The 21,523-nt window shown below is 34.9% G+C and carries 25 protein-coding genes; 20 read left to right on the forward strand and 5 right to left on the reverse strand.

Going from position 1 to position 21,523, the window contains the following annotated elements; all coding sequences use genetic code 11:
- Positions 1-81: 81 nt before the first annotated feature.
- From rlmF to ACMGDK_RS05290, 3 genes are read right to left on the reverse strand one after another with little or no spacing between them, the layout of a single operon-like run.
- Entirely contained in the window at positions 82-1,008 is a 927-nt protein-coding gene (gene rlmF, locus ACMGDK_RS05280; RefSeq protein WP_436806966.1) for a 23S rRNA (adenine(1618)-N(6))-methyltransferase RlmF, read from the reverse strand.
- Positions 1,009-1,010: 2 nt separating this feature from the next.
- A complete protein-coding gene (locus tag ACMGDK_RS05285; RefSeq protein ID WP_436806967.1) occupies positions 1,011-1,385 on the reverse strand; it encodes a c-type cytochrome in 375 nt (124 codons plus the stop codon).
- Positions 1,385-1,609 carry a hypothetical protein gene (locus ACMGDK_RS05290; RefSeq protein ID WP_436806968.1) on the reverse strand — a complete coding sequence of 75 codons (225 nt, stop codon included), beginning with the start codon at positions 1,607-1,609 and terminating at the stop codon, positions 1,385-1,387. Before ACMGDK_RS05290 ends, ACMGDK_RS05285 begins: the two co-directional genes overlap by 1 nt.
- 386 nt (positions 1,610-1,995) lie before the next feature.
- Between ACMGDK_RS05290 and ACMGDK_RS05295 the strand changes: the two genes are divergently transcribed.
- From ACMGDK_RS05295 to ACMGDK_RS05365, 15 genes are all read left to right on the forward strand, one after another.
- A complete protein-coding gene (locus ACMGDK_RS05295) occupies positions 1,996-3,054 on the forward strand; it encodes an outer membrane beta-barrel family protein (RefSeq protein ID WP_436806969.1) in 1,059 nt (352 codons plus the stop codon).
- Between the two features lie 364 nt (positions 3,055-3,418).
- A complete protein-coding gene (locus tag ACMGDK_RS05300) occupies positions 3,419-4,063 on the forward strand; it encodes a hypothetical protein (RefSeq protein ID WP_436806970.1) in 645 nt (214 codons plus the stop codon).
- A gap of 249 nt (positions 4,064-4,312) precedes the next feature.
- Positions 4,313-5,737 carry an anthranilate synthase component I family protein gene (locus ACMGDK_RS05305; protein ID WP_436806971.1) on the forward strand — a complete coding sequence of 475 codons (1,425 nt, stop codon included), beginning with the start codon at positions 4,313-4,315 and terminating at the stop codon, positions 5,735-5,737.
- A gap of 80 nt (positions 5,738-5,817) precedes the next feature.
- Positions 5,818-6,387, forward strand: coding sequence for an anthranilate synthase component II (locus ACMGDK_RS05310; protein ID WP_436807254.1), 570 nt, complete (start codon positions 5,818-5,820; stop codon positions 6,385-6,387).
- Positions 6,388-6,419: 32 nt separating this feature from the next.
- Entirely contained in the window at positions 6,420-7,409 is a 990-nt protein-coding gene (trpD, locus tag ACMGDK_RS05315) for an anthranilate phosphoribosyltransferase (protein ID WP_436807255.1), read from the forward strand.
- A gap of 111 nt (positions 7,410-7,520) precedes the next feature.
- Complete coding sequence (gene trpC, locus ACMGDK_RS05320; RefSeq protein WP_436806972.1) at positions 7,521-8,300, forward strand: indole-3-glycerol phosphate synthase TrpC; 780 nt, start codon at positions 7,521-7,523, stop codon at positions 8,298-8,300.
- A gap of 18 nt (positions 8,301-8,318) precedes the next feature.
- Positions 8,319-8,978 (forward strand): phosphoribosylanthranilate isomerase, encoded by a 660-nt coding sequence (locus ACMGDK_RS05325; protein WP_436806973.1) that lies wholly within the window; start codon positions 8,319-8,321, stop codon positions 8,976-8,978.
- Positions 8,979-9,005: 27 nt separating this feature from the next.
- Positions 9,006-9,530 carry a hypothetical protein gene (locus ACMGDK_RS05330; protein ID WP_436806974.1) on the forward strand — a complete coding sequence of 175 codons (525 nt, stop codon included), beginning with the start codon at positions 9,006-9,008 and terminating at the stop codon, positions 9,528-9,530.
- Between the two features lie 45 nt (positions 9,531-9,575).
- Positions 9,576-10,757, forward strand: a complete 1,182-nt coding sequence (trpB, locus tag ACMGDK_RS05335) for a tryptophan synthase subunit beta (RefSeq protein WP_436806975.1) — start codon at positions 9,576-9,578, stop codon at positions 10,755-10,757.
- Entirely contained in the window at positions 10,757-12,295 is a 1,539-nt protein-coding gene (locus ACMGDK_RS05340) for a hypothetical protein (RefSeq protein WP_436806976.1), read from the forward strand. The genes trpB and ACMGDK_RS05340 overlap by 1 nt, the downstream gene beginning before the upstream one ends.
- The gene (gene trpA, locus ACMGDK_RS05345) at positions 12,292-13,020 is read left to right on the forward strand and encodes a tryptophan synthase subunit alpha (RefSeq protein WP_436806977.1); all 729 of its coding nucleotides are present in this window, start codon (positions 12,292-12,294) and stop codon (positions 13,018-13,020) included. Before ACMGDK_RS05340 ends, trpA begins: the two co-directional genes overlap by 4 nt.
- A gap of 83 nt (positions 13,021-13,103) precedes the next feature.
- Positions 13,104-13,832, forward strand: a complete 729-nt coding sequence (gene lipB / locus ACMGDK_RS05350; protein WP_436806978.1) for a lipoyl(octanoyl) transferase LipB — start codon at positions 13,104-13,106, stop codon at positions 13,830-13,832.
- A 174-nt stretch (positions 13,833-14,006) separates the two neighbouring features.
- Positions 14,007-15,053, forward strand: coding sequence for a serine hydrolase domain-containing protein (locus ACMGDK_RS05355; RefSeq protein ID WP_436806979.1), 1,047 nt, complete (start codon positions 14,007-14,009; stop codon positions 15,051-15,053).
- A 295-nt stretch (positions 15,054-15,348) separates the two neighbouring features.
- Positions 15,349-16,302 carry a protein-glutamine glutaminase gene (locus ACMGDK_RS05360; protein ID WP_436806980.1) on the forward strand — a complete coding sequence of 318 codons (954 nt, stop codon included), beginning with the start codon at positions 15,349-15,351 and terminating at the stop codon, positions 16,300-16,302.
- A gap of 68 nt (positions 16,303-16,370) precedes the next feature.
- The gene (locus ACMGDK_RS05365) at positions 16,371-16,682 is read left to right on the forward strand and encodes a hypothetical protein (protein ID WP_436806981.1); all 312 of its coding nucleotides are present in this window, start codon (positions 16,371-16,373) and stop codon (positions 16,680-16,682) included.
- 105 nt (positions 16,683-16,787) lie between these two features.
- On the opposite strand, the gene ACMGDK_RS05370 is transcribed toward ACMGDK_RS05365, so the two are convergent.
- Positions 16,788-17,540 carry an SDR family oxidoreductase gene (locus ACMGDK_RS05370; RefSeq protein WP_436806982.1) on the reverse strand — a complete coding sequence of 251 codons (753 nt, stop codon included), beginning with the start codon at positions 17,538-17,540 and terminating at the stop codon, positions 16,788-16,790.
- A 248-nt stretch (positions 17,541-17,788) separates the two neighbouring features.
- Here ACMGDK_RS05370 and ACMGDK_RS05375 point away from each other — a divergent pair, with 248 nt between their 5' ends.
- The 5 genes from ACMGDK_RS05375 to ACMGDK_RS05395 all read left to right on the forward strand — a co-directional run bounded on the left by ACMGDK_RS05375 (position 17,789) and on the right by ACMGDK_RS05395 (position 20,751).
- Positions 17,789-18,421, forward strand: coding sequence for an NAD(P)H-dependent oxidoreductase (locus ACMGDK_RS05375; RefSeq protein ID WP_436806983.1), 633 nt, complete (start codon positions 17,789-17,791; stop codon positions 18,419-18,421).
- 31 nt (positions 18,422-18,452) lie between these two features.
- Positions 18,453-18,887 (forward strand): MarR family winged helix-turn-helix transcriptional regulator, encoded by a 435-nt coding sequence (locus tag ACMGDK_RS05380; protein WP_436806984.1) that lies wholly within the window; start codon positions 18,453-18,455, stop codon positions 18,885-18,887.
- Positions 18,888-19,310: an organic hydroperoxide resistance protein gene (locus tag ACMGDK_RS05385; RefSeq protein WP_436806985.1), complete on the forward strand. Its 423-nt coding sequence runs from the start codon at positions 18,888-18,890 to the stop codon at positions 19,308-19,310.
- Positions 19,311-19,426: 116 nt separating this feature from the next.
- Positions 19,427-20,149, forward strand: coding sequence for an NERD domain-containing protein (locus tag ACMGDK_RS05390; RefSeq protein ID WP_436806986.1), 723 nt, complete (start codon positions 19,427-19,429; stop codon positions 20,147-20,149).
- 41 nt (positions 20,150-20,190) lie between these two features.
- Positions 20,191-20,751, forward strand: coding sequence for a YdcF family protein (locus tag ACMGDK_RS05395; RefSeq protein ID WP_436806987.1), 561 nt, complete (start codon positions 20,191-20,193; stop codon positions 20,749-20,751).
- A gap of 18 nt (positions 20,752-20,769) precedes the next feature.
- On the opposite strand, the gene def is transcribed toward ACMGDK_RS05395, so the two are convergent.
- Entirely contained in the window at positions 20,770-21,399 is a 630-nt protein-coding gene (def, locus tag ACMGDK_RS05400) for a peptide deformylase (RefSeq protein ID WP_436806988.1), read from the reverse strand.
- Between the last annotated feature and the right edge of the window lie 124 nt (positions 21,400-21,523).

Raw genomic sequence — 21,523 nt, forward strand, 5'->3', positions numbered from 1 at the left:
AGTAAATCTGCTTCACAGTGAACTTTTTGGTAAATTATAATTCACTATTGACTTGCGCAGCAAAATTGACCAGTGACATTTTTATATCCATCCTTCCCTTTCCTTCTGAGGAATAAATGTCCAGGCCAGCATCCTGCTTATCTTTTGCCCCTGAGCCATATCAATGGTTTTTATATCTAATGCATTGACCTTCTTTAAAAGAGTTGTTAGTTTATGCAGATTATCTTTTTTAGACACTAAACAAGTAAACCAAAGAATCTGCGAACTATACTGAGCACTTTCTTCAATCATTTTTGAGATAAAAGCAATTTCTCCGCCTTCACACCATAATTCTGACTGTTGTCCGCCAAAATTAAGGAGAGATTTTTTAGCCTTTGATTTATTGATATTTTTTGTTTTCCTGAGATTTCCTTTCAGCGCAGATTCTTCGGAATCATGAAATGGAGGATTACACATAGAAAATGTAAAACGGTTTCCAGATTCGATGATATTTTTGAAGATATGATTGGAATCAGGCTGTTGTTTTAATTGAATAGCAGATAATACATCCTGGTTATGATCTAAAATATGCTGTGCATTTTCCAAAGAAGCTTTATTAATATCTGTTCCCAACATTTTCCATCCATAAGATCTGTGGGCCAGTAAAGGATACACAAGGTTCGCTCCTGTTCCGATATCCAAACCCGATACAGAAGTTCCTGTCGGGATTTCGGGCTGCTGTCCGGCGATAAGATCGGCGATATAATGGATATAATCAGCCCGTCCGGGAATAGGCGGACAAAGATTGGTTTCGGGAATATCCCAGTCTTTGATATGGTAAAAATGTAAAAGTAATGCCTGATTAAGCAGTTTTACCGCTTTGGGAAGACTAAAATTAATAGTTTGCGTTTCATAAGCATTAACGAAAACATAGTGTTTCAGTTCTGGCACACAAGAAATAAGCTGATCAAAATCATAAGGATTGCGATGCAGATTTCTTGTGTGCAGACTGGATTTTTCGGTAGACATATTTATTTTTTCTGACTCAGAATATATTCTACCATTTTTTTAGCATCTTCTTTAGACACCTGTGGATGAGGAGCCATCGGAACACCTCCCCAAACTCCGCTTCCCCCTTCTATGATTTTGGAAGCCAGCAGTTCAATATCTTTTTCAGAATATTTTTCTGCAATTTCCTTATAAGAAGGTCCTATCATTCTCTCATTTACGGCATGGCATCCTGAACAGTCTAATGTTTCGATGATCTGGTCACCTGAAAGATTAGTCTTCGCCGGTTCCGAAACAGCGGATGTTTCGGAAGGCATACTTGGTACCTCCGTATTTTCTTTTTTAGAACAGGAAAGGATCAGAAATCCTACAGTTCCTGCCAAAAGGAATTTCTTCATTATTTTTTTGCTGCAGCAGAATCTGTTTTAGCGGCTTCAGGAGTAGCTGGTGAAGGTGTTGTGGATGCAGCGGGAGTTACTGTCTTCGCTGTAGAATCTACCACAGTTGTAGCCTCAGGCTCCTCAAGCATAGTGTTACTGTCCTGTAGATTATTGTCTGGTTTCTTAGAACAGTTTACAACGAATAAACTTCCGATAAATGCAAGTGCTAATACTTTTCTCATTATTTTTTCTATAAAATTTAGACAAAAGTATAAAAAATAAGCTTTTAAATTACTGACATTTTCCCATTTAATAAGATTTTACTGTATATAAAACAGTCAAAAGAATAATTGCATAGCCAAAAGATTATTTTTAGATACAAGATACGGATAATTAAACTTTCACATTTATTAATTTTAATTCAGCGAAAGTGCTGATAATTGAGTGAAGAACTTTTATTTAATTTCATTTCCATATATAAAAAAGTAAGATGTTTATTAGTGATATCAAGCGATAATAGTTCCCTAAATTATGAATATTTTTTTTAAAAATATTCATAATTTAACTCACTACATGTTGTTATATTAAAATATTTTATATATTAGTGGCGTTAGTTATCACATGATAATTGATAAAAAATAATTCCTTTCTTTCTTCCTTACAATATCCTGCAACTCATACTTATGATGATTTACAAAATGAATCTCCCAATAAAGTAAATATAGTTCTTTCTCAGCTCGATTATGAAATAAAATTAGACTCCTTATCAAAACTTGAAACAGGAGCGAAAGCAATCTATCAAAGTATAGACAGTGAAAATAATTTCTATGAATCTTCAGTATTTTCCCTTTCTAAATCAGATAAATACGAGTATAATGAATGGATTTTTGGAAGTTACATTCAATATAATAAAAATTTTAATAAAACGAGTTTTACCGTTGGAAGCAGATTAGAATATAATCCTTTGAAAGGCGTAGATGAAAAAAATAACTTCACTTTGAAAAGGGATAATATCAATTTATTCCCTTTTTTCAATTTTTCTTATAACCCTTCAAAAAATAACAGTTTTAGTTTATCATATAATAAAAGGATTAATCGTCCAAAATTTAGAAATCTAATGCCGTTTGTTTATTATGTGGATCAATATACAAGACTCGTAGGAAATTCTGAATTAAAGCCCAGCTTTTCACACCAATTAGAGGTGCAATATATCCTGAAAAATAAATATATTTTTAGTATTGCCTATTTTATTAATAAAAATCAAATATATCAAACTCCTATTCAGGATAATGACAATACTTCAACCATACTTACTCCAATAAATATAAATAAAAGCAATTCATTATCTTTTAGTTCTAATATTTCATTACAGCCACTCAAATGGTGGAATCTGAATTTAAATGGAATCATTTTATATAATAGAATAAGTGATAATACCATAAATATAAATTCTAGTATCTGGTCTGGTCAAATGGTTGTATCTAATATTTTTTCATTACCTAAGACTTTAAAATTGGAATTTACAACAGATTATAGAACTCCATTTATTCAAGGTCCATATAAGACACAAGACCTGTTTACCGCAAATATTGGAATTAGTAAATCATTCTTTGATAATAAACTGAAAGTGTCTTTAGTTGGTATGATATATTCAGAACTTATACTGTTAAAAATACCTCAATTATAGAAAATCAAATATCAAATATTACCCAAAATTTTGATACACATTGGATAAGATTGGGATTGGTATATAAATTGGCAAAAGGTATAAAGAAAGATGGCACCAGTACTGATAAACTTTCTGAAGAATTAAAATCAAGAGCACGATAAAATCTAATTATTTTTTTACAACAATCAACTTAATTCTACAATATTTGAAAATATTAACTATTTGAAATAAAAGGAATTATGAAATTTAAATTGGAAAACAAAAAAACAGGTCCTTTGTACAAAATACATAACAAAAATATAATAGAATTAGAAATAATCCCTCATTACTCATAAGGCAAATCAATTTTATCTGCTTATCTTTTTAACTTAACAAAACTTCAATGATCTTTATATCCAAAATTCTGTTTTTCACCAGTCATCACGGTTTTTACACGGTGATCATACTTTTAGTATTCTTTGGTTTACTTTCTTATGTTACCAAAAAGGCATGGTTTCTCGCTCCGATTCTTCCTCTTGCTATTCTGAACGGTGTTGCCGGACAGTATCTGAATGCCTGGTTTTTAAATAAATACGGCGTAGAAAGTACAGCCGTCATCACCTCTGATGTGGAAACCAATTCCACACTGAATGACATGTATATTCATGATTATGAAGCCATTGTAAAAAAGCAGGATAGAAAATATGTATCTACTTATTTTTCAACAACAAGTGCTACTATTTATCCGATTGAAAATGCCATCAGGATCCCAAGGACGGAACAGCATTTTCCGGTAAAATATATTCCGGGATATGAGAAAAACATTGTGATTCTTTATTATCAGTCTGAAGAAGGAAACGCATTGCTGCAGTATGAAAAAATGGCCCCGGTGAACTCTGCGAAGATCAAATACGAGGCTGACAGAACCAATAAGGAATTTATTGAAGAATATATTTCAGCTCTGGAAGAATATGTAAAACACTATGACAGTGATCAATACAAGACAAAAATTGAGGAATTAAAAAATGAATTGAAGCAGCTTCAATAGAAAATTTCAAAATTAAGTTTTTTTATTTTCTGCCATTTTTTGTTTTTATATTAAAAAAATTTCTACATTTGTCCCATGTTTAATATGAGCAACAATATTTGGTGGTGGCTTTCAAACTCTTCGTCGGGTCTGGAGGTATTGTCATGTTGCTAACGAGATAGCAGAATAATTAAAATAAACAATATATAGGCTTTGACGGATTCCGTTGAAGCCTTTTTTATTTCATCCAAAACAAAAAATACAAGTCAGATGACCACTCAGAAAATAAAAATAAAAACCAATTCAAAAAAAACACTGGGAGACCTTTATACTCCCATGAATATTTATCTTCAGATCAGAGACAGATTCAGGGATACGATCCTTCTGGAAAGCTCAGATTCTAAGAATATTGATAATAATTTCTCTTTTATTGCTGTAAATGCTGTGGCAGGAATTGAGGTTAAAAACCTTACTGAATTTGAAATTAAGCTACCGGGTTCAGATCCTGTGAAGCAGCTGATTGGGGAACGTAATATCACCGATATTTTTGATGATTTTCAAAGTACTTTCGAATGCGAAATCACTCATGATCCTATTGAACAGACCGCTCAGAGTCTTTTTGGATATACCAGTTTTGAAGCCGTGCAGTTTTTTGAAGACATCAGCTTAAAACCACAGAGCCCGGAAGTAGAGATCCCGATTCTGCGTTACAGATTATACCAATATGTTATTGCAATCAATCATTACAATGACGAAATGCATATTATTGAAAATCAAATTCCTGGGTTAAAATCTGAACTTTATCTTCTGGAAAACCTGATCAGAAATCAGAACACTCCGGTCTATCCTTTCGAAAAAATTGATAGTGAGACCTCTAATCTTACGGATGAAGAATATATTGAACTGGTAAAAACGGCGCAGAAGCACTGTATGAGAGGTGATGTTTTCCAGCTCGTTTTAAGCAGAAGGTTTGAACAGAAATTCAAAGGGGATGAATTCAATGTTTACCGTGCGCTCAGGAATATCAATCCTTCCCCTTATCTTTTCTTTTTCGATTATGGAAACTATAAATTATTTGGTTCCAGTCCTGAAAGCCAGTTGATCATCAAAGACAATAAAGCCATTATTCATCCTATTGCAGGAACGTTTAAAAGAACCGGACATCTGGAAACTGATCTCCAGTCTATTGAAGCATTAAAAAATGATCCGAAAGAAAATGCAGAGCACACCATGCTGGTAGATTTAGCAAGAAACGATCTTGGTAAGCTCGGCAAAAATGTAACTGTTACCAAACTGAAAGAGATCCAGCTTTTCTCCCATGTTATTCATATGGTAAGTGAAGTCACAGCTGATCTTCCTGAAAACCTCAATCCTCTTGATATGGTTTCCGCAACCTTCCCGCAAGGGACTTTAAGCGGGGCTCCCAAACATAAAGCCCTTCAGCTGATCAATCAGTATGAAAAGGATTCCAGAGGTTATTATGGCGGATGCATAGGCATGATAGGATTAAACGGAACCTGCAACCAAGCTATTATGATCCGTACTTTTTTAAGCAGAAACAATACCCTTTATTATCAGGCAGGAGCCGGACTGGTCGCAAAATCAGTCCCTGAAAGTGAACTGCAGGAAGTGAACAATAAATTAAACGCCTTAAAAAAAGCGGTAGACAAAGCAAGTAAAATAGTATTGAGTTAGCAGCAACTTTTAACTCCTACCCAACAATTAAAAACAAAAAAATGAACAACGATATAAATCAACCGGTAACCAACGGACCACTGAAAGTTCTGGTCTTTGATAACTACGACAGTTTTACATACAACCTTGTCCAGATTATTGAAAGAATTCTGGATCAAAAGGTGGATGTGGTAAGAAATGATCAGATCACCTTGGAAGAGATCGGAAAATATGATAAAATTATCCTCTCTCCAGGCCCGGGAATTCCCGAAGAAGCAGGAATTCTACTGGATCTGATCAAAGAGTATGCTTCTACTAAAAGTATTCTGGGTGTATGTCTTGGACAACAGGCTATTGCAGAAGCTTTTGGAGGAAGCCTGATCAATCTTTCTGAAATTTTTCATGGAGTGGCCACTTCTGCCGAACTGGTTAAAGAAAACACTAAAATTTTCAAAAACCTGGCTTCAGGAATGGAAGTGGGAAGATACCACAGCTGGGCGGTTAATCCGGAAGGTTTTCCGGAAGAGCTGGAAATTACCGCTGTAGATAAAGACGGAATGATTATGGCCCTGCAGCATAAAACCTATGATGTTCACGGGGTACAGTTCCATCCTGAAAGTATTTTAACTCCTGACGGGGAAGTGATAATCAAAAACTTTCTTTTAAATTGAAAACTACAGAAACACCTATAAAAGCACCTCAGATGAAAGAGATCCTTCAATACCTGTTCAATCATCAAACCCTTTCCAAATCTGAGGCAAAGGCAATGATGATCGAGATCGCCCAGAATAAATTTAATTCTGCAGAAGTTACTGCATTCATCAGTGTCTTCCTGATGCGGAATATTACTTTGAAGGAACTGGAAGGTTTCAGAGAAGCTCTTCTACAAATGGCTGCTCCTGTATATCTTGACCATGATGACACAATGGACATTGTGGGAACCGGAGGTGATGGTAAAAACACTATCAATATATCAACGCTGGCAAGCTTTGTCGTTGCCGGAGCTGGCCAGAAAGTTGCCAAACACGGAAATTACGGGGCATCTGCTACTACAGGGTCATCCAATGTGATGGAAGAACTCGGCTATCAGTTCAAAAAAAATTCTGACCAGCTGAATGAAGATCTTGAAAAAGCCAATATCTGCTTCCTTCATGCTCCTTATTTTCATCCGGCTCTTCAGTCTGTTGGTGCATTAAGAAAGGCTTTAGGATTAAGAACATTTTTTAATCTTCTGGGCCCGCTTGTCAATCCTGCAAAACCGAAATATTCCGTAATTGGAGTTTACAATTTAGAGATTGCAAGAATTTACCAATATCTATTACAGAAAGAAGAACGCGAGTTTATCCTTGTACACGGATTGGATGGTTATGATGAGATAAGTCTTACCCAAGACAGCAAAATTATTACGAAAAGCGGTGAAGAGATCTACTCTGCTGAAGATCTGGGATTTGAATCCGTAAGCCCGGAAAGTATTAAGGCGGGAGAAACACCTCAGGAATCGGCAAAAATTTTTAGAAATATCCTGGAAGGAAAAGGCTCGGTACAACAAAACGCAGTAGTTCTAGCAAATGCATCTACAGCTCTTTTTCACACTAAGAAATTCGGAACCTACGAAGATTGCCTTGCACTGGCAAAAGAAAGCCTCGAAAGTGGAAAAGCATTGAGGAGCCTTGAATTACTGGTGAATGGTTAATTTGATAATTAATCAGTTGATAGTTGCTGATATTAGTTGATAGTTGAAACTTTAAACTATTCTCCGACATGTCTAACATCTAATTTCTAACCTCTAACTTCTAATTAAAAAATGACAATACTCGATACAATTATTGAAAGAAAAAAGGAAGAAATTTCCGTTTCAAAAGCGAAAATTTCACTTGATGATCTGAAGAATTCTGATTTTTTTGGAAGGAAAAGTTTTTCTCTGAAAGAATCTGTCAAAAATAAAAGCGGAATTATTGCTGAATTTAAAAGAAAATCCCCATCAAAAGGAATCATTAATGATAAAGTTCAGCCTTTAAAAGTCGTTTCTGCCTATGAAAGTTTTGGTGCTTCCGGAATTTCTATTCTGACAGACACTGATTTTTTTGGAGGAAGTTTTAATGATATTTTAAATGTAAGAAACCATATCAATATTCCTATTCTCAGAAAGGATTTTATGGTAGATGAATATCAGTTTTATGAAGCCAAAAATATGGGTGCCGATGCTGTTCTACTGATTGCCGCCTGCCTTTCGCCCAATCAGGTTTTGGAATTTACAGAGCTGGCCCATCAGCTGGATCTGGAAGTTCTTCTCGAAATCCATACAGAAGACGAACTGAATCATTTTAATTCTAAAATTGATCTTGTCGGCATCAATAACAGGAATTTAAAGGATTTTAAGGTTGATCTTCAGCATTCCGTCCTTTTAAAAGATCGGCTCCCAAAAGATGTTCTGTCTGTTGCAGAAAGTGGCATTTACAGTATAGAAGATTTTAAATATTTAAAGGAAAAAGGATTTGACGGTTTTCTGATGGGAGAATATTTTATGAAGAATGAAGATCCGGCAAATAAATTCGCTGAATTTGTTTCTAATGTAGCACTGTAACGGTTTATCAATCTAGCAATGAATAAAAACCAGCAGCCAAAACTAAAAGTTTGTGGATTGACCCAATTAAATCAAATTCATGAACTGATTTCCATGAAAACAGATTTTCTCGGTTTTATTTTCTATGAAAAATCACCAAGATATGTTTTGAATCATTTGAGTCTGGAAGATATTTCGCAAATCAATCATTTGGGAAAAACAGGAGTTTTTGTCAATGAAGAGATCGGGATCATTACAGATATTGCAGAAAAAGCAGGATTAAATATCGTGCAGCTTCATGGTGACGAAAATGAAGATTTTGTGATCAGATTAAAACAAAACCTCAGATCGGAAATTAAAATTATAAAAGTCATCAGGATCGGAAGTAATGATCAGGAAACGAGGAGAAAAATAGAAAAAATAATTATTTCTCATGCTTCAGTTGTCGATTATTTTCTCTTCGACACGGACAGCAAGGCATTCGGAGGGACAGGAAAGCAGTTTGACTGGGCGGTCTTGAATGAACTGAAAATTCCACTTCCCTATTTTCTGAGCGGTGGAATTTCAGAGGAGAACATTGAAAATATCCGCCTTTTGGAAAAAAAACCTTTTGTAATCGATATTAATTCAAAGTTTGAACTGAAACCGGGAATTAAAGACCTGGAAAAAATAAGAAAATTCATTTCGAAAGCGTTCTGAAAAGAACAGCAAAAAAATACACACAAGATGATGAACATTCATTTGCTAAAAAAAACATTTTATAAAACCTTATTTCCGCCTAAGTTCGGGAATGAAAAAATTCAGGCTCTGTACAATTTTGTTTCACAGAATGACAGCGATGCAGAGAACTGGTCCATTGATAAACAGTTGCAGGAATTTATAGATATTATCAAAATTTTTGATGGTGATGATATCCAGTATTTTTTTGAAAGAATCAGTCTGTGGAACAGCTATTATCTTGTGATTATTTCTGACAAGTTTTTAGACAGCCACGTCAAAACGAATGTTAAATACGACCTGGGAAAGATTTATGCTAAAATTTTTCTGCTCTATGAAGATTCAGATCCTTATTTCTTAATTGACAATCTGGAAATTGCCGTTACAATGTATGATTCAAAAATAGATACAGCCACCTTGATTGACCTGATCAGTAAAATTGAATTACTTCATCATAAAAAACTGATCACAAGACAGCAACGGAATTACAACATACAATTTATCAATACGCTGAGCGACGGAATGTCAAATTAAAGGTGATACTCAGAAAATACTTATTTAATGACTAAAAATAATACAATGAATTATAAAAACCCTGATGAACACGGATATTATGGTGAATTCGGAGGTGCTTTCATCCCTGAAATGCTTTATCCGAATGTAGAAGAACTGCAGAAAAATTATTTGGAGATCATAGAATCTGAAGAATTTCAGAATGAATATCAGGATCTGCTTAAAAATTATGTCGGACGTGCTACACCACTCTATCTTGCTAAGAATTTAAGCCAGAAATATAATACTCAGGTTTATCTGAAAAGAGAAGACCTCAACCATACCGGAGCCCATAAGATCAACAATGCTTTGGGGCAGGTTTTATTAGCGAAACGCCTCGGAAAAACAAGAATTATTGCAGAAACAGGTGCCGGACAACATGGTGTGGCCACGGCTACGGCTTGCGCTCTGCTGGGCATGGAATGCATCGTTTATATGGGAGAAATAGACATCCAGCGACAGGCTCCGAATGTGGCAAGAATGAAAATGCTGGGTGCAGAAGTGATTCCAGCAACCTCAGGCTCTAAAACCCTGAAAGATGCAGTAAATGAAGCCCTTAGCGACTGGATCAATAATCCGGTGACAACACATTATGTCATCGGAAGCGTGGTGGGACCTCATCCTTTTCCTGATCTGGTGGCCAGATTTCAAAGTATTATCTCAAAGGAAATCAAAGAACAGCTGAAAGAGAAAATCGGGAGAGAAAATCCTGATTACGTAATTGCCTGTGTAGGTGGAGGAAGCAATGCTGCAGGAACTTTTTATCATTTCGTGGAAGAAAAAGAGGTAAAAATTATTGCTGCAGAAGCCGGCGGATTGGGAATAGATTCAGGAAAATCGGCAGCCACAACTTTTTTGGGAACCTTAGGTGTTCTTCATGGAAGCAAAAGTCTTGTGATGCAAACCGAGGACGGGCAGGTGATTGAGCCCCACTCTATCTCTGCGGGACTTGATTATCCGGGAATCGGGCCTTTCCATGCTCATTTGTTTAAGGAAAAACGGGCAGAATTCTTTAGCGTCAATGATGAGGAAGCTTTACAGTCCGCTTTTGAATTGACGAAACTGGAAGGCATCATTCCTGCACTGGAAAGCTCACATGCTCTGGCTGTATTAAACAAAAAGAAATTCGGTGAAGACGATATTGTCGTGATCTGCCTGAGCGGACGTGGAGATAAGGATATGGAAACATATTTACGTAATTTAGCTTAATGAATACAGCATCTAATTTTTTTATAGGAGATATAATAGCCCATAATTATTGTGGGGATTTTATTTATGAATTTTCAGGTAAGATTTATATAAAATATACAGATTTTAAAAGATTTAAATATAAAAATCATAAACACCAAAAATGTAAAAATTGCAAAAAAAATTATTTGCATGTACTTAATGAAATCAGTATAAGATTTCAAAAATTTCCTAATTGCTGCGAAAATCATAAAAAATTAGTTTTCGAAGAATGGTTTAATAAGGAAGATTTTAAGAACTATCCAAAGCTTTTCACTGATAAATTATTTTATACTTATGATCATATTTTAAATTATATTGAAAATGAAGACTGGAAAAAAGAGATCATTGATTTTATTGATTATATTATTTTAAGTTTTGGGCAGTTTCCTCAAGGTTATGGGGAAGCCTTGTTCTTAAGTTCATATTTAGATTATGTAATACAATATTTAGAGCATCACAAAAAAGAAAGTGAAAAATATTCAGAAATTTTAACTTATTTACAAGATAAAAGGTTTAATAAAAATAACTCAACAATTAATTTTAATGATACCTTAAGTACTTATAATAAGTGGTTTGAGGTTTTTCCTTTTGATTTAAGCATTTTTTTATCACTAAAAAATAGGTTTTCTAAACAACTCCCCCCTTGTAAAACTGCTATAACAAATAAATACACAGGTTTAACAACAATTACTTTTCTGGAAAAAGAAGAATTAGTTCACACTTTATTAAATATTACTAATGATATCATTTGTTCAATTAACTTACAATCGTTAGTCAAGCAATTTAGTCTAGATGATATTGAAAAATTAAAATTAGAATTAATCGTAGAAAAGAGAAAGCAAAAGTTAACACATGGATATATTCCTAATAAATTAGACGAAGAAAAAAAGGTTTTCCAAGAGATATTAAATGAATGGCTTCAAGATGAAATAGAATTTATTAATGAAATAACTCCAATTTTATCAAAACTTGATGAAATTCAAAATTCAATAGTAAAAGATATTTTGAATGCTTGCTATAAAATGCAGGAAAATAAAAAATTTTGGAATGAAGATGAGGATACAAGAACCAAACAGATATTAGATATACTATCTACCAAATATTTTACGACCGAGCAATCTACATATGGAGAATCTAACACTGGAATAAAAGCTGGTAGTGTCGACGGAGTTATTATACATAATAATTGTGAAATTTTTGTTGAAGCGCTAAATCTCGATTCAATTAATAAGTCAGAAATAGAAAAGCATATTTATAAATTAGAAAATAAATATGATTCAAAAGGACTTTATAATAAATTCCTGATAGTGTATTGTAACATCCAGAACTATGGTTTTGAAAATTTTCATAAAAAATATATTGAGCATATTAATTCTTTTAATTTTATCTATAAGAAGGAAGAACTTTTAGAATTAAAAACAGAATATACAAATAATAAATTGATTTTAACTACTCATAATAGAGAAGGCCAAACTACTAATCTCTATCATATATTATTAAAAATGCCAAAGAAATGAAAAAACTAAACATATACTTCACAGCAGGAATTCCGCAACTCGAAGATACCGCTGATATTATAAAACTCATCCAGGATGCCGGTGCTGATATGATGGAAATCGGGATGCCCTATTCTGATCCCGTAGCAGACGGTCCGGTGATCCAACAGGCCCACGAATTGGCACTAAAAAACGGAATGACCATTGAAAAACTGTTTTCCCAGTTGAAAACAGTAAAGGATGACATTCATATTCCTATTATCCTGATGGGATATATCAATCCTGTTTTGAGTTTTGGATTTGAAGAGTTTTGTCGTGAATGTTCGGAAAGTGGTGTTTCGGGGCTGATTATTCCCGACCTGCCGCCTATTGAGTTTGAAAATAATTATCAGCAGATCTTAAAAAAGTATAACCTTAATTTTACGTTTCTGGTTACTCCTGAAACTTCCGATGAAAGGATTTTGTATTTGGATTCTTTAAGCTCTGGATTTCTGTATGCGGTAAGTTCCTCATCAACTACAGGAAATGACAATGCCGTTCTGAAAAATGAAACCTATCTGTCAAAGCTGGCCTCTCTTCCTGTTAAAAATCCGGTGATGATCGGTTTCGGGATCAAATCCAAGGAGGATTTTGAGAATGTAACGGAAAAAGCTGCCGGCGGGATTATAGGAACTGCCTTCGTTAGTACACTTTTAAACAATAAAGACTGGAAGAATGCTGCCATAGATTTTATCCATGCTGTATAAGGGTAAAATTCACTAAATTTGTATGTCAAAAAATGGTATGAGGTTATAATTTCATAACCATTTAAGAAAACAGACATCAACGTATGAATACAAATCAAAATAAATCGGTAGAATTTGAAGATCTGGGTATAAAAGAGTATCAGCCCGCCTGGGATTATCAGGAAAGCCTGATGAAAAACATCATTGATACCAAGATAAAAAACCGTGATTTGCCTGAAGAACAACACATCACGACTCCAAATCACCTGTTATTGGTAGAGCATCCTCATGTTTATACATTGGGAAAAAGCGGTCATGAAGAAAATATGCTTGCGGGTATCGACAAACTGAAGGAAATAGACGCTACTTTCGTGAAAGTGAACCGTGGCGGAGATATCACTTATCACGGATACGGACAGATCGTTGGCTACCCTATTTTGGATCTTGAAAATTTCTTTACCGATATTCATTTGTATATGAGAAATCTGGAAGAAGTGATCATCAGGGCTATTGGTGAATTCGGTATTAAAGGCGAGCGTTCCCCGGGAGAAACCGGTGTATGGCTGGATGTTGGAAAACCTTATGCCAGAAAGATCTGCGCGATGGGTGTAAAAGCATCGCGATGGGTTACCCTTCATGGTTTTGCTTTGAATGTAAACACGGATATGCGGTATTTTGAATACATTATTCCATGTGGTATTAAAGACAAACAGGTGACTTCCGTAAAAAGAGAGCTTGAAAGAGAACTTTCACCTGAAGAAATGGAAGATCTGAAAGGAAAAATCAGAAAGCACTTTGCAGAAGTTTTCGGAGCTGAACTCGTTCAAAAATAATAAAAAAATTATCAGAAAAATAAAAACCGGCCGTAGTTCTACAGTCGGTTTTCTTTATTTACAGATGAATCATGATTCTAAAAAATTTATTTCAAAGTTTTCTGATCACGTATTATTTTAAAGCTTATTTTTGGTTTTCTATACTATCACACCCAATCTAAACTTTTAAGCCCAATGAACCCGGTTAACAGAATTTTCTGCGTTACAGCATTTCTTTTTTCTGCATCCGTATCGTATGCCCAAAGCAAAGATGACTATGCCAGACGCATTGACAGTTTAATACAATCTCCAACTTCTCCCAGGCCATTTAACGGAGTCGTTCTGATTACGCAAAACGGAAAAACCAAATACTCAAAAGCTTATGGTTTTCAAGACAGCCGGACGAAAATTCCGTTGAAAATGGATGACCAGTTTGAGATCATGTCCAATACCAAACAGATCACTTCTGTATTACTATTAAAACAATTTGAAAAAGGAAAAGTCGATCTGCATGCACCAATCAAAAAATATCTTCCTTCCCTGACCCAGCCCTGGGCAGACTCGGTTACTGTTCATCAGCTTTTAAATCATACCCATGGAATTGCTGATGTAGAGAAACCTTTATTATTTAAACCCGGCACAGAATTTAAGTATGGAAACCTGTCGAATATCCTTTTAGGAAAGATCGTTGAAAAGACTTCCGGTAAATCTTATATCCAGCAGGCTACTGATCTGTTCAAAGAACTTCATCTGAAGAATACGTTTTGCTATTCAAAAGATAACCGCAGAAATCTGGTGTTGGGACATATAAATAAGGATAATAATTTTACTCCTGTTGAAAATTCATTCATCACTGATGAAAATATGCCTGCTGACGGTGTGGTTACAACAGCAGAAGATATGGCAGTCTGGAATTCACTCCTTCATAAAGGGAAAATTCTGAGCTCTAAAAGTTATACATTGATGACTACTTCATCAATTCTATCACAGCACGATGTATTTGGAAAAGAGAAATCAGGTTACGGTTATAATATGCGTATCGTGAAATATAATGGTATTCCTTATTTGGGACACACAGGTCTTGGTGATGGTTTTGCATCTCTGAATGTCTATGTTCCCGGCTCCGATGTAAGCATTATTATCATGGAAAATCAGATGAGTGAAGACAACAATCTGTATTATTACCACGAAGCACTCATCAGAGATATTGTTCTGGAAAGCAGCCTGATCAAAAGGAAATAATTACTTTTTAAAATAAATCATCCCGCTCATTCTACTGTGCGGGGTTTTTAATTTTATGACTATCGGAGCTATACTTACATATTGATAATAAAAATCTACCCAAACACCCTAAAACACAAGTATAATTCAAACTTATGTTAAAATAATTAACATTTTATTGAAAAATAGTTTGCCGGTATTTTATTTTTATTTACTTTTAATATCACAATAAAGTGAACTATTTTAATGGATTTTACTCAAAAATGACACCAAAAACTTAGAGCAATATATTATTAACCACCAAACTATGAGAATTATGAGAAATTTTTTGTTATCAATGATGGTATTTGTGACAGCCCTGTCATTTAATTCCTGTACAGACTCCAGCGCAGAACAGCAGATGAGTCAGAACGAAACCACCAACAAAACCCTGACGGCTTTGGGAAAAACAGTTCCGGTAGGGATAGAAGATGAAAACGGCACCCTGAAAGTATCATTCATTGTGACGGCTCAATTCTATACGATAACGCCAACGAAGGAAAATGAAAAGTACATCAGCCTGATCAGAGAAGCCGTAAAAAACGAATCTCCAATCCAGGTTTTTATTAAGCCTAACACGCATGAAATTGCGAAAGTAGAAAAAGGAAGCGAAGAGGATATCCGCTTTTTCAAATCTGTTTATACCAAAGAGGTTAAAAATGAAACGAACAAATTAACAAGCGTTCTTCCCAATGTAGCAACATTAAACAGCATGTTTGCCCTGATCAAAAACCAGGCTTGCGGTACTTCTACGGCATCTTCACCATGCATTACATTCAGATATCCTGTAGACGGATGTTATGCCAGAGCTCATAAAATGAGACAAATTTTGATCAACAACGGCTACGACTGTGAAAAACAGTTTGTATACGGAAACTTAAAAGCATCTACGGGTACTTGTTGTGTAGCATGGAGTTACCATGTTGCGATCCTTGTAAGCTATAAAAATGCATCAGGTGTTACTGAAAAAAGAATCATAGATCCTTCCCTGTTCCCTAGCGGACCTGTTACGGATACCACATGGAGAAATGCATGTATCAACACCAGCTGTGGATCTGCATCTGTATCTTCTTACGCCAATACAGCAGGAAATGTATATTACAGAAGTCCTACCAATTCTTATCTGTATGACAATAATTTAGTGAATACCAACTGTGTACTGACTATATTCTCACCATATTCCGGATGTTCTCCATCACCGGCTCCAAGTGTTGCGAGCTGTGGATTCTAATTAACATAAACGCTTCTGCCATTTTTATCATAACTTAGTGGCAGAAGCTGTTTGCTAAATATTTTTTTATGAAAATCTGGACTTATCTCTTATTAATACTATTTATGATCACATCCTGTTCCGGCAGCTCAAGTTCACAAAACCTGACCTGGTATAATAACTCTGTCATCACTAATGTAGCTGAAGACCCGGAAAAACCGGAAGAGTTCACCCGTATATCAATCGGAATAAGCCCGCAGATTTTTTATCTGTCTAAAAAAGGAGCCGATTACAAAAACCTCCTGGAGAAAACAAACCAAAGTCATAAAAGAGGAAAAGCTTATAATATAGGTATTGAAAATAATACAAATATTATAAAACAGATCAACGAAATTCCCTGATCTGGTTATCTCCTTTTTCCTCTTCCTACCTCCTGCATTTAAAGCAGAAGAAGATTAAATAATTCCTAGAAATCCCTGACATTGATATGTTGGGGATTTTTAACTTTATCTTATAACGGAAATTCCTGCATCTACCTTAATTTCAGCTCCATGAATGTAAGAAGCCTCCTCTGACGCCAGGAACAATACAGTATTTGCAATCTCTTCCGGCTCTCCCTGCCTTTTAAAAGGAATAGTGGGAATAATATCGTGAACTGCACTTTCAATCTGTTCAGCGTTTAGCCCTGTATTATTAAAAATATTGGTTTTGATATGTCCGGGGCTGACTCCATTAACTCTGATTCCGCGTTCTGTAAGCTCCACAGCGAAGGTTTTAATAAAAGACTGCACCGCTGATTTTGCAGCAGAATAAATTGAAAAATTGGGCATTACAACTTCAGTAGCTACTGAGGTATTGAAAATGACTGAGCTTCCTTTTCCCATTAGCGGTAACATCTGCTGTACCGTAAAGAAAGGCCCTTTTACAAGCACATTGAATAACTCGTCAAAATGCTCTTCGTTTACATTTTCAATAGGAAAGAATTTTCCATATCCTGCGTTGGCAAAAATTACGTCAATGGTTGCCGTATATTTTTTCACCTCGGTTTGCAGATTCATTAGGTCTTTCATGTTTCCTGCATCTGAAACAATTCCAAAAGCCTGAGCTCCCAGTTTATTTAAAGCATGATCTACTGTTTCTTCACTTCGGCCTGTAATGATTGCTTTTCCACCTTGGTTAATGAACTTTTGCGCTGTTGCAAACCCCATCCCATTGGTTCCTCCTGTGATCAGGGCTGTTTTGTTTTTAAATCTCTGCATTGTTTTTTTATTATAATTTCTACTGCAAAGTTTCAAATAAAGAGCTTCATAAAAAATCCGATTCTTGTTGAAAACAAAGAAACCAAGCTGATTTACTTCACCAATTTGTTTTTTCTAAAATCCACATCAATTAAATCTATCAAAATTAAATTGTGTGCAATTTAATTAATCATACATTTGTATCAGAATTCAATCATCACCTTTAAAAGTGATGAAAACACAAAAAGTATAAATTTAAAATAATAGAAATGTCATTAATAGAAGACTTACAATGGAGACATGCGGTAAAAGCATATGATCCTTCAAAAAAAGTATCACAGGAAGATCTTAGCACTATTCTAGAAGCAGCAAGGCTGGCACCTACTTCTTCAGGGCTACAGCCATTCCGCGTTATCGTCGTAGAAAATCAGGAATTAAAAGAAAAGATGGTACAGGGAGCCTTGAATCCTGAAGTAATGAGAGACAGTTCCCATGTTTTAGTATTTGCTGCGTGGGACAGTTATTCCAACGAAAAAATCGATCAGGTATATGATTATCATACGGATGTAAGGGATTTGCCAAGAGGGCGTTTCGGAAGCTATACCGATAAGATCAAAGAAATGTACGGGGCTCAGACTCCTGAACAGCATTTTGCTCACACTGCCCGTCAGACTTATATTGCGTTAGGCTTAGCTATGGCTCAGGCTGCAGAATTAAAGATCGACAGCACTCCTGCAGAAGGTTTCAGTAATGAAGTTGTGGATGAAATCCTGGGATTAAAAGAATTAGGATTAAAAAGTGTCAGCCTTTTATACCTTGGCTACAGGGATGAAGAAAAAGACTGGCTGTCCACAATGAAAAAAGTAAGAGTTCCTATGGAGGAATTCATCATTAAAAAGTAATATATTTATTACCGCTCTCAAGTTCAGCTTTATGGAAAATTCAAAATCACTACAATTAGAAAATCAGATCTGCTTTCCGCTTTATGTTATTGCCAAGGAGATCACAGGACTTTACCGGCCATTCCTTGATGAGATCGATATTACGTATCCGCAGTATCTGGTGATGATGGTACTATGGGAAAATGATGGTCTTGCAGTGAACCATATCGGTGAAAAGCTGTTTCTGGACAGCGGAACATTGACTCCTCTTCTGAAAAGGCTTGAGAGTAAAGGAATTATTTCCAGAAAGAGAAAAAAAGAGGATGAAAGAGTGGTTGAAGTCTTTTTAACAGATTCGGGAAGGCAGCTGCAGCAGAAAGCCTGTGAAATTCCAGGAAAAATACAGAACAAGATTGGTGTAGAGACGGAAGATCTGCTTCATCTCAAAGAAACGATCTTAAAAATATTAAACAAAATAGAAAAATAAATGAAAACATTATATACAACCAAAGTAACAGCACAAGGCGGAAGAAACGGCCATGTAAAAAGCGAAAACGGAGTTTTGGAACTTGATGTAAGAATGCCTAAAGCTTTAGGTGGCGGCAATGACGACTTTGCTAATCCTGAAATGCTTTTTGCTGCAGGATATTCAGCTTGTTTTGACAGCGCTCTTAACAGGGTGATCAGTCTTTCAAAGGTGAAAACCGGTGAAACAACAGTCATTGCAAAAATCAGTATTGGGCAGCTGGAAAACGGAGGTTTCGGACTTGCAGCAGAACTGGATGTAAATATTCCGGGAGTTTCTATTGAAGAAGCACAGGAATTAACTGAAAAAGCCCACCAGATTTGTCCATATTCTAATGCGACAAGGAATAATATGGAGGTGAAGCTTTCGGTAACGAATCACTAAGATTAGTTTCTTTTTTATAAAAAAATCTGTTTCTTTGGAGGCAGATTTTTTTTATTTACCAATGACAACCAACCCAATAAGCGTAGAAGCATTAACAGAAATAATATACAAATAGTATGGATAGTAATTTTTTAATTATTTTTCTATTAGCTCTGTGTATTTTATTAATTAAATACTACACTCCAAAAATAAAGGGATTAATTGGTGAGAATAAAGCCTCGAAAGCTTTAAAAAGACTCAACAATGAAAAATACATTGTTTTGAATAATATTGAATTAAACATTAAAGGCTCTACTTCGCAGATAGATCATATTATTGTTTCAGATTACGGGATATTTGTTATTGAAACCAAGAATTACAAAGGTTGGATTTTAGGCTATGAAAAAGATAAATTTTGGACTCAGGCTATTTATAAATACAGACGTAAGTTTTACAACCCTATTTTACAAAACCAAGGGCATATTTATGCTTTAAAACATGTATTGAAAAATTATAAATATCTGAGATATTATTCAATAATTACATTTACAAAAAGAGCAACACTTAAAACCAAAACATATACCGATGTTGTTTATATAAACAGCTTAGTCAGAACAATAAAAAAATATGATTCGTATTACATTAACGAACAAACTAAGAATGAAATTGTTGCAATAATTCTAACGGCAAAAACAAACAGCCGAAATAAAGATAAAAAACTCCAGGTTAATTCTGGTATGAATAAAAATACCTTATGCCCGAATTGTGGTGGAAATCTTATTGAGAGAAATGGTCAATATGGAACTTTTCTGGGCTGTAATAATTTTCCCAGATGTAAGTATACCAGAAATAAAAAGTAACATTCTATTAAAACTGTGTTGTAAAAATGAGTTGTCATTTTATGAAAACCCTTAAACGAACATTCGAAATACTTATTACCATTATGCTTTTATGGCTATGTGGGCATTTGATTTATATAATTGTTGATGGTTTGACAGACAAAAATATGCACGCAGATATCGCTGTCATTTTAGGCAATACAGTAAATGAAGAAGGAACACTTTCAGAAAGACTTGAAAAACGCGTGGAATGTGGACTTAATCTTTATCGTTATGGACGAGTGAAAAAAATATTAGTCAGTGGCGGACTGGGAAAAGAGGGATTTTACGAAGGTGACAAAATGAAAGAATATTTAATTAAAAACAAAGTATCTGACAGCATTATAATTGTCGATAATTTTGGCAACAACACACTTGCAACCGTGAATAACACCCTTAAATTAAAAGACAGTTTAAATTTTCAAAGTTTAATTGTCGTTTCTCAATATTTTCATTTGACAAGAACTAAAATGTTATTTAGAAAACAACATTTTAAAAACGTAAGTAGTGTAAGTCCTCAATATTTTGAATTGAGAGACATATATTCGTTATTGAGAGAATTTGTGGCTTATTATATTGGCTAAGATACTGCAAATGACAAATTATCTCGTTGTTGAATCACTCCTTTTAAATGCATCCACCTTTTTATAAGAATCATTTTTCTCTTTTTCTTTTTTATCCGAAATCAGGATGCCAAAAAGATGGTCTATTTCATGCTGGAAAATTACCGCAGTAAAACCTTCTACGATTTCGGAATATTTCTGTCCTTTCAGATCCACATACTCTAACTGGATCACTTTGCTTCTGTAAAACTGATCTCTGAATTCAGGAATGGATAAATCTCCTTCGGGACCAAGATTCTGCAATTCTGACTTCCAGACAATCACAGGATTAATGAAGTATTCCAAGGGATTTCCTTCTTTATCAAAACGCTGTACCCAGATCACTTTTCTATTGACTCCGACCTGTGGCGCCGCAATGCCTACTCCACCATCTGTTGAAAGAAGAGATTCTTTCATTCTCTTGACCAAAGTTGCGGTATTGGAATCAACCGGATCAATTTCTGTTGAAAGATTTAATAAAGTTGTATGCTGATGAGAATCTGTAGTCTGGTAAATAGGTAATGCTGTACTGATATCTCCCTGATTAATAAGCGAAATTTCGTTTGATGTCAGTTTCTGTGCATGGATGAGTCCGATAAAGAAGATAAGCAGAAAAGATATTTTTTTCATTTTTATTATTTGTGAGACAAAGATAACTAATGTGTTTCAAACATATAATTAGGCTGAAGCCCAGTTTGGCTATTTTTATATATTAAACGGGCTAAAGCCCGTTTCTATTGAATTTTAAAAGAAT

Origin of the sequence: Chryseobacterium hilariae, from assembly GCF_051400735.1 — a bacterium.
Taxonomy (GTDB): Bacteria; Bacteroidota; Bacteroidia; order Flavobacteriales; family Weeksellaceae; genus Chryseobacterium.

Bases quoted from the DNA above. Each gene is read 5' to 3' on its own strand.
- trpD (WP_436807255.1), top strand. From the start codon at position 6,420: ATGAAAGAGATCCTTCAATACCTGTTCAATCATCAAACCCTTTCCAAA.
- trpB (WP_436806975.1), top strand. From the start codon at position 9,576: ATGAATTATAAAAACCCTGATGAACACGGATATTATGGTGAATTCGGA.
- ACMGDK_RS05330 (WP_436806974.1), top strand. From the start codon at position 9,006: ATGATGAACATTCATTTGCTAAAAAAAACATTTTATAAAACCTTATTT.
- ACMGDK_RS05300 (WP_436806970.1), top strand. From the start codon at position 3,419: ATGATCTTTATATCCAAAATTCTGTTTTTCACCAGTCATCACGGTTTT.
- ACMGDK_RS05340 (WP_436806976.1), top strand. From the start codon at position 10,757: ATGAATACAGCATCTAATTTTTTTATAGGAGATATAATAGCCCATAAT.
- trpA (WP_436806977.1), top strand. From the start codon at position 12,292: ATGAAAAAACTAAACATATACTTCACAGCAGGAATTCCGCAACTCGAA.
- ACMGDK_RS05355 (WP_436806979.1), top strand. From the start codon at position 14,007: ATGAACCCGGTTAACAGAATTTTCTGCGTTACAGCATTTCTTTTTTCT.
- ACMGDK_RS05390 (WP_436806986.1), top strand. From the start codon at position 19,427: ATGGATAGTAATTTTTTAATTATTTTTCTATTAGCTCTGTGTATTTTA.
- ACMGDK_RS05395 (WP_436806987.1), top strand. From the start codon at position 20,191: ATGAAAACCCTTAAACGAACATTCGAAATACTTATTACCATTATGCTT.
- ACMGDK_RS05385 (WP_436806985.1), top strand. From the start codon at position 18,888: ATGAAAACATTATATACAACCAAAGTAACAGCACAAGGCGGAAGAAAC.
- ACMGDK_RS05325 (WP_436806973.1), top strand. From the start codon at position 8,319: ATGAATAAAAACCAGCAGCCAAAACTAAAAGTTTGTGGATTGACCCAA.
- def (WP_436806988.1), bottom strand. From the start codon at position 21,399: ATGAAAAAAATATCTTTTCTGCTTATCTTCTTTATCGGACTCATCCAT.
- ACMGDK_RS05380 (WP_436806984.1), top strand. From the start codon at position 18,453: ATGGAAAATTCAAAATCACTACAATTAGAAAATCAGATCTGCTTTCCG.
- ACMGDK_RS05305 (WP_436806971.1), top strand. From the start codon at position 4,313: ATGACCACTCAGAAAATAAAAATAAAAACCAATTCAAAAAAAACACTG.
- ACMGDK_RS05375 (WP_436806983.1), top strand. From the start codon at position 17,789: ATGTCATTAATAGAAGACTTACAATGGAGACATGCGGTAAAAGCATAT.
- ACMGDK_RS05290 (WP_436806968.1), bottom strand. From the start codon at position 1,609: ATGAGAAAAGTATTAGCACTTGCATTTATCGGAAGTTTATTCGTTGTA.
- rlmF (WP_436806966.1), bottom strand. From the start codon at position 1,008: ATGTCTACCGAAAAATCCAGTCTGCACACAAGAAATCTGCATCGCAAT.
- ACMGDK_RS05285 (WP_436806967.1), bottom strand. From the start codon at position 1,385: ATGAAGAAATTCCTTTTGGCAGGAACTGTAGGATTTCTGATCCTTTCC.
- ACMGDK_RS05370 (WP_436806982.1), bottom strand. From the start codon at position 17,540: ATGCAGAGATTTAAAAACAAAACAGCCCTGATCACAGGAGGAACCAAT.
- ACMGDK_RS05365 (WP_436806981.1), top strand. From the start codon at position 16,371: ATGAAAATCTGGACTTATCTCTTATTAATACTATTTATGATCACATCC.
- ACMGDK_RS05360 (WP_436806980.1), top strand. From the start codon at position 15,349: ATGAGAAATTTTTTGTTATCAATGATGGTATTTGTGACAGCCCTGTCA.
- trpC (WP_436806972.1), top strand. From the start codon at position 7,521: ATGACAATACTCGATACAATTATTGAAAGAAAAAAGGAAGAAATTTCC.
- lipB (WP_436806978.1), top strand. From the start codon at position 13,104: ATGAATACAAATCAAAATAAATCGGTAGAATTTGAAGATCTGGGTATA.